This is a genomic window from Streptomyces amritsarensis (assembly GCF_001953875.1).
GTDB classification, from domain to species: Bacteria; Actinomycetota; Actinomycetes; order Streptomycetales; family Streptomycetaceae; genus Streptomyces; species Streptomyces amritsarensis.
Map to the genome: position 1 here is coordinate 37,784 of NZ_MQUR01000002.1, position 12,773 is coordinate 50,556.

A 12,773-nucleotide genomic window follows, 5' to 3' on the forward strand; every position below is an offset into this window, starting at 1 on the left:
GCACAATAGCCGGGTGAAGAAGTTCTCAGTGATCGGCATAGGCGCGGGCGACCCGGACCATCTGACCCTCCAGGCGGTCAGGGCGATCGGCGCGGCGGACGCATTCCTCATTCTGGAGAAGGGCGAGGAGAAGGCGGATCTGACCGGGCTGCGGCGCGCGATGCTCGACGCGCACGCCCGCTCCGGCCACCGGCTGGTGGAGGGCCGCGACCCGGACCGGGACCGGACGCCCGCCGACTACGCCCCGACGGTGGACGGCTGGCGCAGCGCGCGGGCCGAGCTCTTCGAGCGGTTCATCGCCGAGGACCTGGCGGACGGGGAGACCGGTGCGTTCCTGGTGTGGGGCGATCCGTCGCTCTACGATTCCACGCTCGCGATCCTCGACGAGGTGCTGGAGCGCGGCCGGGTGGCCTTCGAGCACGAGGTCGTGCCCGGCATCAGCAGCATCTCCGCGCTGCTGGCCCGGCACCGGACGAATCTGAACCGGGTCGGGCGGCCGGTCCAGATCACCACCGGGCGGCGGCTGGCCGAGGGCTGGCCGGCCGACGTGGACGACGTGGTGGTGATGCTGGACGCGCGGCACGCCTTCACCGCCCACCTGGACCAGGACCTGTACATCTACTGGGGGGCCTACGTGGGCACCCCGGACGAGATCCTGGTGCAGGGCAGGCTGGCGGAGGTCGCGGGGCGGATCGAGGAGCTGCGGACCGAGGCCCGCGCCCGCAAGGGCTGGATCATGGACACCTATCTGCTCAGGCGTTCCTGAGCAGTTGGTCGGGCAGGGCGGCGGCGAGGCGTGCGTACTCCTCGGGCCGGTTGTAGATCTGTCCGCAGATCCGGATGCCTCCGCCGCCCGGCCAGGGCCAGATCAGCACCCGGATGCGCAGCCGCGCCGCGATCTCCTCGCGCAGTGCGCGGGCGGCGTCCGGGGTCTGCGCGATGCCGGGCGGCAGGCGCAGGGTGCGCATGGCGAGGCCGTCGGTGTGCGGGAGCGGTGTGAGGCCGGGGATCTCGGCGAGCAGCGCGGCGCCGTGGGCGGCGAGGGTGCTGTTGTGGGCGCGTACCTTGGCCGCGTCGAGGGCCTCGATGAGGTCGAGTCCTTCGGGGGCGGCGAGCCAGCCGGTGTAGTCGGCGGTGGCGCGGTTCTCGACGGAGCGCGGGAAGCCGTGGCCGTCCTCCCAGGAGGGTACGAGCGCCCGGATGCGGTGGCGGTGCTGCGGGGCGACTGCGAGCAGGGCGGTGCCGGACGGGGCGTAGCCCCATTTGTGGAGGTTGCCGAACCAGAAGTCGGCGCCTGTGGCCAGGGGGTCCGCGAGCATGCCCGGGGCGTGGGCGCCGTCGACGACGGTGGTGACGCCGCGCTCGCGCAGCTCGGCGATCAGCCGGGGCGAGGCGATGATCCGGGCGGTGGGCGAGCTGACGTGGTCGAGTACGGCGACCCGGGTACGGGGTGTCACCGCGGCGAGCACGGTCTCCCGTACGGCGTCCTCGTCGGGCAGGGCGGGGTCCAGGGCGACGGTGGTGACCGGGGCGCGGCGGGCGGCGGCCGCGGTGACGGTGCCGTAGCCGTGGTCGGTCACCAGGATCTCCTCGCCGTCGGCGAGCGGGACGGCGTCGAGCGCGAGGTTGGCGCCCTCGGTGGCGTTGGCGATGAAGGCGAGGCCGTCGGGGTCGGCGGCGAGGTGCGCGGCGATCTTTGTGCGGGCCTGTTCGAGGCGGTCCGGCAGGGTGGTGAAGAAGGCGTCGGGATCGGCGTGGACCTCGGCGCGGAGCGCGGCCTGGGCCTCCTGGACGGGCACGGGGACCGCGCCGAAGGAGCCGTGGTTGAGGTGGGCGACGCGCGGGTCGAGGCGGAAGAGGGCGGGCCCGCCGGGGAATTCGCCCGGCCGTTCCCCTGCGGGGGGCTCGGCGGGGCGGCGGTCTGGGCGGTGGTCGGGGCGTGTCGTCTCGGTCACGGGACCTCCGGGGTGCGGGCGGCGCGGCTGTCGCCCGGATCATCCCCCGCCGCCGCACCCCTGGGAAAGCCCGCCTCCGGCCACCCGCGGGGTCCCCGGACGGAGTGCGGTGGACGAGGTGCGGTGCCGGGCGCCGCGGGGCGGGCGGGACTTCTCGGGCAGCCTCTACGGTTCGCGGCCGCTGGTCGCCGCGTAGTACTGGAGGTCCTGGACGTCGACCGCGTGGTCGACGCGGTAGGGCAGGTCGACCTCGGCGGTCGCCTTTCCGCCCCGGACGACGTGTGCCCCGCTGGTGCCCGCCTTCAGCGGCAGCAGCTCGGCGTGGATCCCGGCGGGGGCGTCGTGGCTGCTCCGGGTCGTGCCGACGGTCGTGCTCACGGCCGCGGGAGAGGTGAGGAAGCTGAGCACCTCCACCGTGTCGCGGGCCGGGGCGCTCCCCTTGCGCAGCGACATCAGCAGTGACTGGTCGCCGGTCGGGTCGGCGTCCGCGAACTGCGTGCGCGCGGTGAGGTACAGGGTGTCCCGGACGATCTTCGGCCAGTCGCCCGTCTTGAACCGGGTCAGGTAGTACGAGGTGAGGTCGAGGTAGGCGTGGCCGTTGTGCAGGGACGGCGCGAACTGGCTGCCCTCGGAGTAGTCGTTCCAGGTGGTGAGCTGGACCCAGTCGGCGCCGTCCTCGATGGCGCGGGTCCATGTGGCGCGCAGGGTGGCCGTGTTGCCGGCCTCGTCGTAGATGCCCTGGTTGGGGCGGGCGTCCTGGACCGACACGGGCTGCATCCAGATCTTGCCCATGCCGTGGGCCCGCCGGACGTCGCGGGTGGAGCTCTCCTGGCCGACGTAGCTGCGGCTGCCCCACTCGGAGAAGCCGTGGCTGATCGGCGCGAACTCGCCGCTGTGGGCGCCGAAGTCGAGGAAGAGCGGGACGAAGGCGGTGCGGATGCCGTGGTCGGCCCGGAGGATCCGGATGACTTCGGTCCACCAGGCCACGTTCTTCGCCTCCGCCTTGAAGGGGGAGACGACGAGCCGGCCGTCGGGGAGCCGGTGCGCGGCGGAGGCGTCGGCGAGCGTGGCGAGCGCCTCGGCGAGCACGCGGGGGTCGTCGGTCTTCAGGGAGGTCATGTCCGGCATCAACATGATCTTGAAGGCGGGGTCCACCGAACGGGCCGCCGCCATCAGCAGGTTGGAGCGGTCCCAGTTCTTGCCGGAGAGGGAGAGCAGGTCGAGGGTGAATCCGTCGATGCCGGCGGCCCGGGCCGTGCGCACCTCCTGCTGGAGGTTGGCGTACTCCCAGTCGCCGCTCTTGGGTGCGACGGGCAGCGGGCGGTCGCGGAGCAGGCCGCCGTACCGGCCGTGTTTGCCGCTCTCCCCGTCGGGGTTCAGGTAGTTGCGGGTGTAGTAGTCACGGTCCGCGTCCGCGTTGTCGAGGGAGAGCGGGTACGGGGTGAAGTAGTGGGCGAACACCAGCTTCCCGCCCGCTTCGCCGGAGCGCAGGGCGGCCGGCTGGGGCATGTCGAAGGGCAGGGCGCCCGCGGGGCGCCCTGCCCCGGAGTCCGCCGCCCCCTGGGGGTTGCCCTTGGCCGCCGCGCCCTTGGTGGGCGGCGGGCTCTGCTCCGGCTGCGGGGCGCCCGGGTCGCCGGCGCCGGGCGCGGAGCCGGGCCCGGTGGGCTGCGCGGGCAAGGCGCCCCGGGCCGTGGCGTTCTGCGCGGGTGTCCCGCCGAGCGGGTCCCAGGCGATGCCGGTGGCCGCGCAGACGCCGACGAGGAGGAAGCCGGAGAGCAGCAGGGCCAGGAGCGGCCTGCCGCCCCGGACGGCCGGCCGGCGCCGGTGCGACACGGGTCGTGCCGCCCGGTCCGCGCCGCGCTTTCCCCGTCGTGCTCGCCGGTCCGTGCGCCGGTCCGCTGTCATCGTGGCCCCTCCCGCGAATGCGCCCCGGTGGGGGCTGGACAGCAGTAGAGCCCATTACCGGCGTCCGGACAACCGTTCCCGGGGCGGCGGCCCGGAGGGTTGCCGCGGCGCGCGGTCGGTCGCCCCCTCTCCTTCGGGGACGACCCGCCGGGTCGAGGGGCGGGGCGGCGCTGACCTGGGCGGCAGCGGACCCACAGATCGGAATGCGACATTCCCCTAGCGATATGGCGCAAGTGGCGCATAATCGACGTCACACGGCCGAAAGATCCCTGTGGGCACGGCCGCGCTTGGTCACGCATGCGATGGGGGGCATCGTGCCGATGAGGGAATCAGGGTCGACCGCCAGGCTCCCGGCGACGTCCGCCGAGATGTCCAGGCTGCTCACCGCCGTCCGGCGGGGGCGGGTGCTGACCGTGGCGGGCGGCTTCCGCGAGCCGCGGAGCCTGCTGGTGCGGGAGATCGCACGGCGGCTGGCGTCCAACTTCTACGACGGAGTGGCGGTCGTCGAGCTCGGCCCGCTCGAGGGCGGCTACGGCGTCCGCGAACTCACCGCCGAACTGGGCTCCGTGCCCGGCGTACCCGCACCGCCCTGCGGGACGACGACGTACGCCGCGTCCTGGCTGGCCGAGCGGGACATGCTGCTGGTCCTGGACGGCACCGAGCAGCTCGGCCAGGACGCCCTGGCCTGGCTGCGCAAGCTGCTGGCCGTGGCCCCGGGGCTGCGGATCCTGGCCGCCGGACGGTCCCCGCTGGCGTTCGACCAGGAGCGCATCCACCGGCTCTGACCGGTGCCCGGGGCTGCGCGGCGCAGCCGGAGCACGCCGGCCCACTTCTCGGCGAGCCGCACGGGTGCGCCCCGGGGAGGCCGGTCCGCACACGGGTCCGCCCCGGGATGGCGGGTCCGCACACGGGTCCGCCCCGGCCGGGCACGGGGCCGGCCGGGGCGGAGCGCGTCAGCGGGTGTCAGCCGAGGAGGCCGAGCGCCTCGTTGAGGGTCGCGGACGGGCGCATGATCGCCGCGGCCTTCGCGGCGTCGGGCCGGTAGTAGCCGCCGATGTCGGCCGGGGAGCCCTGCACCGCGATGAGCTCGCCGACGATGGCCTCCTCGCGCTCGGCGAGGGTCTTGGCGAGCGGCTCGAACGCCGCGGCCAGCTTCGGGTCGTCGATCTGACGGGACAGCTCCTGCGCCCAGTACAGGGCGAGGTAGAAGTGGCTGCCGCGGTTGTCGATGCCGCCCAGCTTGCGGCTCGGCGACTTGTCCTCGTTGAGGAAGGTGCCGGTCGCGCGGTCCAGCGTGTCGGCCAGCACCTGGGCGCGGGCGTTGCCCGTGGTGGTGGCGAGGTGCTCGAAGCTGGCCGCCAGCGCGAAGAACTCGCCCAGGCTGTCCCAGCGCAGGTAGTTCTCCTTGACCAGCTGCTGGACGTGCTTGGGGGCGGAGCCGCCGGCGCCCGTCTCGAAGAGGCCGCCGCCGTTCATGAGCGGCACGACCGACAGCATCTTGGCGCTGGTGCCCAGTTCCAGGATCGGGAAGAGGTCGGTCAGGTAGTCGCGCAGCACGTTGCCGGTCACCGAGATGGTGTCCTCGCCCCGGCGGATGCGCTCCAGGGAGTACTTCGTGGCCTCGACCGGGGAGAGGATCTCGATGGTCAGGCCCTCGGTGTCGTGGTCCGCGAGGTACGTCTTGACCTTGGCGATGAGCTGCGCGTCGTGGGCGCGGGTCTCGTCGAGCCAGAAGACGGCCGGGACGCCGGTGGCGCGGGCGCGGGTGACGGCGAGCTTGACCCAGTCCTGGATCGGCAGGTCCTTGGTCTGGCAGGCGCGGAAGATGTCGCCGGCGGCGACCTCCTGCTCGATGATCGCGTTGCCCGTGGCGTCGACGACGCGGACGGTGCCCGCGGCGGCGATCTCGAAGGTCTTGTCGTGGCTGCCGTACTCCTCGGCCTTCTGGGCCATGAGGCCGACGTTCGGCACCGAGCCCATGGTGGCGGGGTCGAAGGCGCCGTGGGCGCGGCAGTCGTCGACGACGACCTGGTAGACGCCGGCGTAGCTGCTGTCCGGGAGGACGGCCAGGGTGTCGGCCTCGTTGCCGTCGGGGCCCCACATGTGGCCCGAGGTGCGGATCATGGCCGGCATGGAGGCGTCGACGATGACGTCGGACGGCACGTGCAGGTTGGTGATGCCCTTGTCGGAGTCGACCATGGCGAGGGCCGGGCCCTCGGCGATCTCGGCGTCGATGGAGGCCTTGATCGCGTCGCCGTCGGGCAGGGCGCCCAGGCCGTTCAGGATGGCGCCGAGGCCGTCGTTGGGCGACAGGCCGACGGCGGCGAGGGTCTCGCCGTAGCGGGCGAAGGTCTTCGGCAGGAAGGCGCGGACCACGTGGCCGAAGATGATCGGGTCGGAGACCTTCATCATCGTGGCCTTGAGGTGCACGGAGAACAGGACGCCCTCGGCCTTGGCACGCTCGATCTGGTCGTTGAGGAAGGTGCGCAGCGCGTCGACGTGCATGACGGACGCGTCGACGACCTCGCCGGCGAGGACCGGTACGGACTCGCGCAGCACGGTGGTGGCGCCGTCGGCGGCGACGTGCTCGATGCGCAGGGTGCCGGCCTCGGCGATGACGGCGGACTTCTCGGTGGAGCGGAAGTCGTTCTCGCCCATGGTGGCGACGTTCGTCTTCGACTCGGGGACCCAGGCGCCCATGCGGTGCGGGTGCGTCTTGGCGTAGTTCTTGACCGAGCCGGGGGCGCGGCGGTCGGAGTTGCCCTCGCGCAGGACCGGGTTGACGGCGCTGCCCTTGACCTTGTCGTAGCGGGCGCGGACGTCGCGCTCCTCGTCGGTCTTGGGGTCGTCCGGGTAGTCCGGGAGGGCGTAGCCCTGGCCCTGGAGCTCGGCGATCGCGGCCTTCAGCTGCGGGATCGAGGCCGAGATGTTCGGAAGCTTGATGATGTTGGCTTCCGGGGTCTTCGCCAGCTCGCCGAGCTCGGCGAGGGCGTCGGCGATCCGCTGGCTCTCCTCGAGGTACTCGGGGAACACGGCGATGATCCGACCGGCCAGGGAGATGTCACGGGTCTCGACATTCACACCGGCCGTCGACGCGTACGCCTGGATCACAGGCAGGAAGGAATACGTCGCGAGGGCCGGGGCCTCGTCAGTGTGCGTGTAGATGATGGTCGAGTCAGTCACCGGATGCTCCGCTCCACAGTCTGCGTCTCTCGTCTGCAACATTGCTCGACATCAAGATATCTCGTGATCGGGCCGGTCAGCACAGCCCCTGGCCGCCAGTCCGCGAGACGCACGTCACGCCGCCCCCCGATGGCTCCCGGAAAAGGCGAGAGCGCCGCCCGCGGCTGTTCCCGGCCGGGGCGGCGCTCTCACCATCAGGCCTTGATCAGGCCTGCACGCCTGATCAGGCGGCGAGGACCTTCGGGTCCGGGCCGTACTGGTTCGGCTGCTGCTGGCCGGCCGAGGCCAGCAGGACCAGCAGCCAGATGCCGCCGACGAGCGGCACGAGGGAGATCAGCAGCCACCAGCCGGACTTGCCCAGGTCGTGCAGACGGCGCACGCCCACGGCCAGGCTCGGGAGGAAGGTGCCGAGCGCGTAGAGCGCGTACAGCCACGGGGACGTACCGATGACCGCGTCCAGGATCGAGACGATGATGATCGCGCCGACCTGGAAGAGGGTGTACATCCAGTACTCCTGGCGGCGGGCGCGGCCGGAGAAGTCGGCGTACTTCTTCAGAACGTCGAGGTAGTAGTTCACGGGTCCCCCCAGAGGACGGTTGGTTCGGCCCGTCCTGCTGGAGCAAGCCGGGGCAGAACTTATGCCCCCCTTACGTCGCGGTCAAGCCAGTTGTCGTGATGGCAAATCGGCCGGACCGCAGGATTTCCGGCATCGAAGATGCGACGGGGCGACACTGGAGTGGCGCCGTGTCCGGGGAAGTCCGAAACGTCCCACCGCCGGGCCTACTTGACACCCCGACACCCGCCTCGATCGTTACCTACATCGTTACCGCACTGCGACACCGCGGCCCGGGCGGCGGGAGTGGGTCGGGCCGCCGCCCGGCCGCAGCGGCCGTCAGCCGATGTGGAAGGAGTCGCCGTAGACCTTCCAGTCGAGCGGCGTGTTCAGGTTCAGGTTGCCCTTCCTGAGGAAGACGCGCTGCGCGGTGTCGACCCGGCTGGTGTCGCTGTGGGCCTCCTCCTGCTTCATGGCCCAGACCCGGGCGTCGAGGAAGGCGTTCAGCCAGGCGGTCTCGTTGCCACCCCGGGACGGGGGCTCGGCCTTGGACAGCGCCCGCTTGCGGATGTTGCGGAAGCTGGCGGGGTCGGTGCCGTCGCCGTGCATGACGATGGCGTCGTAGTAGATGAACTGGCCCAGTACGCCGACCCCGTCCGCCTTGCCCTGCCTGACGGACGGGTTGAAGTAGACCCGGTCGCGCTCGTGGTCCTGGGCCTTCCTGAACTCCGCGTCCCGGGCGGCCTTCGCCCAGTCCCTGGTGAAGTTCGGGTCGAGTCCGGCGTGCGAGTCGCTGCCGTCGACGTCGCGCAGGGCGGGCAGGTACTTGGCGAGGACGTTGCCGGGCTTGACCTGCGTGTAGTGCTCGACGAGGTCGAGCATGTCGCCGGTGCCGGAGCAGAAGCCGATGATGCCGGCGGTGTAGCCGCGGCCGTCGCCTATGTCCTCGATGTACTTGTACTGCGCCTTCCAGTCCAGCGAGGAGTTCTCCGCGCTGGAGACGATCTTCATGGCGATCTCCTTCTTCGCCGGATCGTCGAGTCCGGTGGCGGCAGCCGCCGTCGCCGCCGCCGCGGGCCGAACCGCGGGGTCGGGGGCGGCGGTCGCGTGGGCGGTGACGGGTAAGGCGAGGAGCGCGCTGCCGAGCAGCGCTCCGGCCGCCGGCATCATGCGGTGGGGGGTGAACACAAGGCCTCCATGGGGGGAGTTGAGGCATCCCGGCTTCGTTAGGAAACTTTACTACCAGAGCTGAGGGTGTCTCAATACCCTGATGGACAACGGGAATTCGGCCGCCGATCAGCCTCGTGGGATCTGCGTGACGGCGGCCCGCGCCGCCGGCCCGTCCTCGATCAGCCTGCGCGCCCCGGGGTCACCGATGATGATCCGCGAGGTCGCGGGGCGAGCGCCGGGCCGCGTGACGGTGACGGGGCCCCGGACCTGACGCGGGGCGTCCTCCCCGCCGGAGGCGTACTCGATCACCATGGCGTTCTCGCCGCACAGGAGGGACGCCCACGTCCGCGGGCCTGCCGCGACGGTGGCGGTGGTGTAGGGACCGGCCGGAAGGCTGCTGCTCCCCTCTCCCCCGCCGGGCCGCTTCGCCACCAGGTGGATCGGAACCGCTCCGGCGTCCGGGCCCGGAGTGGCGACGATTTCGCACGCGTCACCCCGGACGTAGGCGATCAGGCGACCGTGCCCGTAGTGCAGTTCGGCCAGGACGGAGGACGGCCCCTCGATGCCGGCCGGGAGGTCGCCGGCCACCTGGACCGCTTCCAGCCGGTCGAGCGGGGTGAACCGTTCGCCGCGGGCCGGGGGTTCGCCCTCCGGGGCGGCCCCGCCGCTGTCGCATCCCGCGCATCCGACGAGCGACAGGATCACGACGGCGGAGCCGAGGACCGCGGTTCGTAAGCCGTGGGCCATGTCAGAGCCAGCCGTTGCGGCGGAACCCGCGGTGGATGACGAAGCAGGCGAGCGCCATGACGCCGAGGACGAGGGGGTAGCCGTAGGTCCAGTGGAGCTCCGGCATGTGGTCGAAGTTCATGCCGTACACGCCGCACACCATGGTGGGGACGGCCACGATGGCCGCCCACGCCGTGATCTTGCGCATGTCCTCGTTCTGGGCGACCGTCACCTGCGCGAGGTGGGCCTGGAGGATGGAGTCCAGGAGGTTGTCGTAGGCGCCGATCTGGTCGGTGGCCCGGGTCACGTGGTCCGCCACGTCCCGGAAGTACGCGCGGATGTCCGGCGGGATGACCGGTATCGGCTGCGTGGCGAGCTGCTGGAGCGGGCGGCCCAGCGGGGCCACCGCCCGCCGCAGCTCCAGCAGTTCGCGCTTGAGCTGGTAGATCCGGCCGGCGTCGCCGCGGCCGCCGTTCTCGCTGAACACCGCCGTCTCCACCGCGTCGATGTCGTTCTGCACGGCGTCCGTGACGGCCATGTAGTCGTCGACCACGTGGTCGGCCATCGCGTGCAGGACCGCCGCGGGCCCCCTGAGCAGTTGGTCCGGGGCGGCTTCCAGCTCCTCGCGCACCGGCCCCAGGGTGCCGCGGCCGCCGTGCCGGATGGTGATGACGAAGTCCTGGCCGGTGAAGGCCATCAGCTCGCCGGTCTCCACCACCTCGCTCGTCGCGGTGAGCTCCTCGTGCTCCACGTAGCGCACGGTCTTGAAGACGGAGAACAGCGTGTCGCCGTAACGCTCCACCTTGGGCCGCTGGTGTGCGTTCACGGCGTCCTCGACGGCGAGCGGGTGCAGGCCGAACAGCTCCGCGAGCCCGGCGAGCTCGGACTGCGCCGGCTCGTGCAGGCCGATCCAGACGAAGCCGTCGCCCGTCTTGCGGACCCGGCGCAGCGCCTCCTCGACCTCCGCGCAGTCCTCCTGCCGTACGCCCTCGCGGTAGACCAGGCAGTTGACCACCGCGCTGCCGAGCGGGGAGCGGGCGGGGTGACTGAGGTCGACGGTCCGCCGGTAGCCGCGGCGCACGGCCCGGCGCAGATTGCTGAACATGGACAACGGCGGAACTCCCCTTCGGCGGATCAGCGGCCAGTCTGCCATCGTCGCCGCGCGGCCCCCGGCCCGGCCCGCCCGGGGCTCGGCCCGGCTCGGCCCCGGCAGGCGCCCGCCGTCCCGGACGCTGCTTCAGACCCGGTCGATGAACACGCTGGTCGACTTCACGCGGGCCGTGGCCCGTGCACCCACCTCCAGGCCCAGCTCCTCGACCGCCTCCCGCGTCAGCAGCGACACGATGCGGTGCGGGCCGGCCTGGATCTCCACCTGCGCGTCGACCGTGCCGAGCTTCACCCCGGTGACGATGCCCGGGAAGGCGTTGCGCGCCGAGGTGTACGCGGCCTCCTCGCCCTCGCCGCCCTCCTGTGCGGCCTCGACGCAGAACGCGGCCAGGTCGGGCCCGTCCACCATCCTGCGCGTGCCCTCGCGGCGCGTGGGGAAACGTTCGGCGTCCGCCCAGCGGCGGGCCGTGTCGACGCTGACGCCGAGCAGCCGGGCCGCCTGGCCGATCGTGTAGGACTCCATGGTCGGCAAGCCTATGCGGGTGGCCCGGTGTTCACTCCGAAGGGCTGCGCAGTGCCTGCGCGGCAGCGTCCGCGACCACGCCCGCCACGGTCGACAGGGCCGGCGAGTCCAGCTTCCACTGCTGCCAGTACAGCGGTACGTCCAACGGTCGCCGGGGCACCACCAGCACCAGCTCCCCCGCGCGCACGAGCGGCCCCGCCTGCTGCTCGGGCACCAGCCCCCACCCCAGTCCGGCGACGACCGCGTCACGGAAGCCCTCCGATGTCGGCACGTGGTGCCGCACGGTTCCCGCCCCGGCCGCCGCGCCCCCGGTCAGTGATCGGACGAAGACGTCCTGGAGGTCGTCCTTGCGGTCGAAGACGATCGTCGGCGCCTCCCGCAGGTCCCGCTCCGGGGCCCCCGTCAGGTACCGGGCGGCGAAGGCGGGGCTCGCCGTCGGCAGGTACCGGGCCAGGCCCAGCATCCGTACGCTGCACCCGGCCACCGGGTCCGGGGAGGAGGTGACCGCGGCCATCACCTGCCCCTCGCGCAGCAGCGCCGTCGTGTGCGCCTCGTCCTCGCGGCGCAGCTCGATGCAGACCGGTGGATCCTGCGGGACCCGTGTCAGCACCGGCAGGAACCACGTCGCGAGGGAGTCCGCGTTCACCGCGATCGGCAGCCGTACCGGACCCCTCCCGTCGGCCATGCCCAGCTCGGCGCGCGCGTCCCGCTCCAGCCGGGCCAGCTGCCGGGCGAAGCGGACCACCACTTCCCCGGATTCGGTGGCCCGCACCGGTTTGGTCCGCATGAGCAGCACTCGTCCGGTGCGCTGTTCGAGGGCCTTGACCCGCTGGCTCACCGCCGAGGGCGTCACGTGCAGGGCGGCGGCCGCCGCGTCGAAGGTGCCCTCGTCGACCACGGCGAGCAGCGTGCGCACCTGGTCCAGGGGAAGCTCGTCCATCACGAGCGCTAATGGTACGTAAAAATCTTTAGCTGTACTGAAAGATGCTGGCTGCCTACGGTCGGAGCCATGACACACGGCACCATCACCGCGGCCCTGGCCGGCTTCGGCACCGGACTCTCCCTCATCGTCGCCATCGGCGCGCAGAACGCCTTCGTCCTCCGCCAGGGCGCGCGCCGCCACGCGGTACTCGCCGTGGTCGCCGTCTGCGCCCTCTCCGACGCGCTCCTCATCGCCCTCGGCGTCGCCGGCATCGGGGCCTTCGTCACCGCCTGGCCCGCCGCCCTGACCGCCGTGGGGATCGCCGGGGGCGCCTTCCTCGTCTGCTACGGGGTCCTCGCCGCCCGCCGTGTGCTGCGGCCCACCCCCGGCGCGGCCCTCACCGCGGAGGGAACCGCCTCCGGATCCGCCCGCCGGGCCGTGCTCACCTGCCTCGCCATGACCTGGCTCAACCCGCACGTCTACCTGGACACCGTGCTGCTCGTCGGCTCGCTCGCCGCCGACCGCGGCGACCTGCGCTGGGCCTTCGGCATCGGCGCCGGCCTGGCCAGCCTGGCCTGGTTCACCAGCCTGGGCTACGGCGCCCGGCTGCTGAGCGGGCTGCTGGCCCGCCCCTCGGCCTGGCGGGTCCTGGACGGCCTGGTCGCGGCGACCATGGTCACGATGGGCGGCGTCCTCCTGGCCCGCGCCTAGCCCGGGGGTGTCCGGCGC

Annotated in this window: 12 protein-coding genes; 3 read left to right on the plus strand and 9 right to left on the minus strand. The window is 72.5% G+C overall.

Annotated elements, in window-relative coordinates; translation table 11 throughout:
- Positions 1 to 13: 13 nt before the first annotated feature.
- Positions 14 to 766, plus strand: coding sequence for a precorrin-6A synthase (deacetylating) (gene cobF, locus AVW11_RS01330; protein WP_076042947.1), 753 nt, complete (start codon positions 14 to 16; stop codon positions 764 to 766).
- Here the strand turns inward: cobF and AVW11_RS01335 are convergent.
- Positions 753 to 1,955 carry an aminotransferase class V-fold PLP-dependent enzyme gene (locus tag AVW11_RS01335; RefSeq protein ID WP_076042948.1) on the minus strand — a complete coding sequence of 401 codons (1,203 nt, stop codon included), beginning with the start codon at positions 1,953 to 1,955 and terminating at the stop codon, positions 753 to 755. The two genes, cobF and AVW11_RS01335, sit on opposite strands and share 14 nt — an antisense overlap.
- A gap of 165 nt (positions 1,956 to 2,120) precedes the next feature.
- Entirely contained in the window at positions 2,121 to 3,788 is a 1,668-nt protein-coding gene (locus tag AVW11_RS01340; RefSeq protein ID WP_076042949.1) for a glycoside hydrolase family 71 protein, read from the minus strand.
- 440 nt (positions 3,789 to 4,228) lie between these two features.
- Here AVW11_RS01340 and AVW11_RS01345 point away from each other — a divergent pair, with 440 nt between their 5' ends.
- Positions 4,229 to 4,645 carry a hypothetical protein gene (locus tag AVW11_RS01345; protein ID WP_060179221.1) on the plus strand — a complete coding sequence of 139 codons (417 nt, stop codon included), beginning with the start codon at positions 4,229 to 4,231 and terminating at the stop codon, positions 4,643 to 4,645.
- A gap of 178 nt (positions 4,646 to 4,823) precedes the next feature.
- Here AVW11_RS01345 and AVW11_RS01350 read toward each other — a convergent pair whose 3' ends face one another.
- The 7 genes from AVW11_RS01350 to AVW11_RS01380 form a co-directional block, all read right to left on the minus strand.
- A complete protein-coding gene (locus AVW11_RS01350) occupies positions 4,824 to 7,043 on the minus strand; it encodes an NADP-dependent isocitrate dehydrogenase (protein WP_076042950.1) in 2,220 nt (739 codons plus the stop codon).
- A 223-nt stretch (positions 7,044 to 7,266) separates the two neighbouring features.
- Positions 7,267 to 7,620 carry a DUF805 domain-containing protein gene (locus tag AVW11_RS01355; RefSeq protein WP_060179219.1) on the minus strand — a complete coding sequence of 118 codons (354 nt, stop codon included), beginning with the start codon at positions 7,618 to 7,620 and terminating at the stop codon, positions 7,267 to 7,269.
- Between the two features lie 315 nt (positions 7,621 to 7,935).
- Positions 7,936 to 8,766: a chitosanase gene (locus AVW11_RS01360; protein WP_079250467.1), complete on the minus strand. Its 831-nt coding sequence runs from the start codon at positions 8,764 to 8,766 to the stop codon at positions 7,936 to 7,938.
- A 126-nt stretch (positions 8,767 to 8,892) separates the two neighbouring features.
- A complete protein-coding gene (locus AVW11_RS01365; RefSeq protein ID WP_076042952.1) occupies positions 8,893 to 9,513 on the minus strand; it encodes a hypothetical protein in 621 nt (206 codons plus the stop codon).
- Between the two features lies 1 nt (position 9,514).
- Positions 9,515 to 10,597, minus strand: a complete 1,083-nt coding sequence (gene corA / locus AVW11_RS01370; protein WP_037834442.1) for a magnesium/cobalt transporter CorA — start codon at positions 10,595 to 10,597, stop codon at positions 9,515 to 9,517.
- A gap of 132 nt (positions 10,598 to 10,729) precedes the next feature.
- On the minus strand, positions 10,730 to 11,122 hold the full coding sequence (locus tag AVW11_RS01375; RefSeq protein WP_030854538.1) for a TOBE domain-containing protein: 393 nt from the start codon (positions 11,120 to 11,122) through the stop codon (positions 10,730 to 10,732).
- 31 nt (positions 11,123 to 11,153) lie between these two features.
- Positions 11,154 to 12,062, minus strand: a complete 909-nt coding sequence (locus tag AVW11_RS01380) for a LysR family transcriptional regulator ArgP (protein WP_030854535.1) — start codon at positions 12,060 to 12,062, stop codon at positions 11,154 to 11,156.
- Positions 12,063 to 12,131: 69 nt separating this feature from the next.
- Here AVW11_RS01380 and AVW11_RS01385 point away from each other — a divergent pair, with 69 nt between their 5' ends.
- Positions 12,132 to 12,755 carry a LysE/ArgO family amino acid transporter gene (locus AVW11_RS01385; RefSeq protein ID WP_060179216.1) on the plus strand — a complete coding sequence of 208 codons (624 nt, stop codon included), beginning with the start codon at positions 12,132 to 12,134 and terminating at the stop codon, positions 12,753 to 12,755.
- Positions 12,756 to 12,773 lie beyond the last annotated feature (18 nt).

Coding starts and splice junctions, on each gene's coding strand:
- AVW11_RS01345 (WP_060179221.1), top strand. CDS start 4,229: ATGTCCAGGCTGCTCACCGCCGTCCGGCGGGGGCGGGTGCTGACCGTG.
- AVW11_RS01360 (WP_079250467.1), bottom strand. CDS start 8,766: ATGATGCCGGCGGCCGGAGCGCTGCTCGGCAGCGCGCTCCTCGCCTTA.
- corA (WP_037834442.1), bottom strand. CDS start 10,597: ATGTTCAGCAATCTGCGCCGGGCCGTGCGCCGCGGCTACCGGCGGACC.
- AVW11_RS01380 (WP_030854535.1), bottom strand. CDS start 12,062: ATGGACGAGCTTCCCCTGGACCAGGTGCGCACGCTGCTCGCCGTGGTC.
- AVW11_RS01385 (WP_060179216.1), top strand. CDS start 12,132: ATGACACACGGCACCATCACCGCGGCCCTGGCCGGCTTCGGCACCGGA.
- AVW11_RS01365 (WP_076042952.1), bottom strand. CDS start 9,513: ATGGCCCACGGCTTACGAACCGCGGTCCTCGGCTCCGCCGTCGTGATC.
- AVW11_RS01375 (WP_030854538.1), bottom strand. CDS start 11,122: ATGGAGTCCTACACGATCGGCCAGGCGGCCCGGCTGCTCGGCGTCAGC.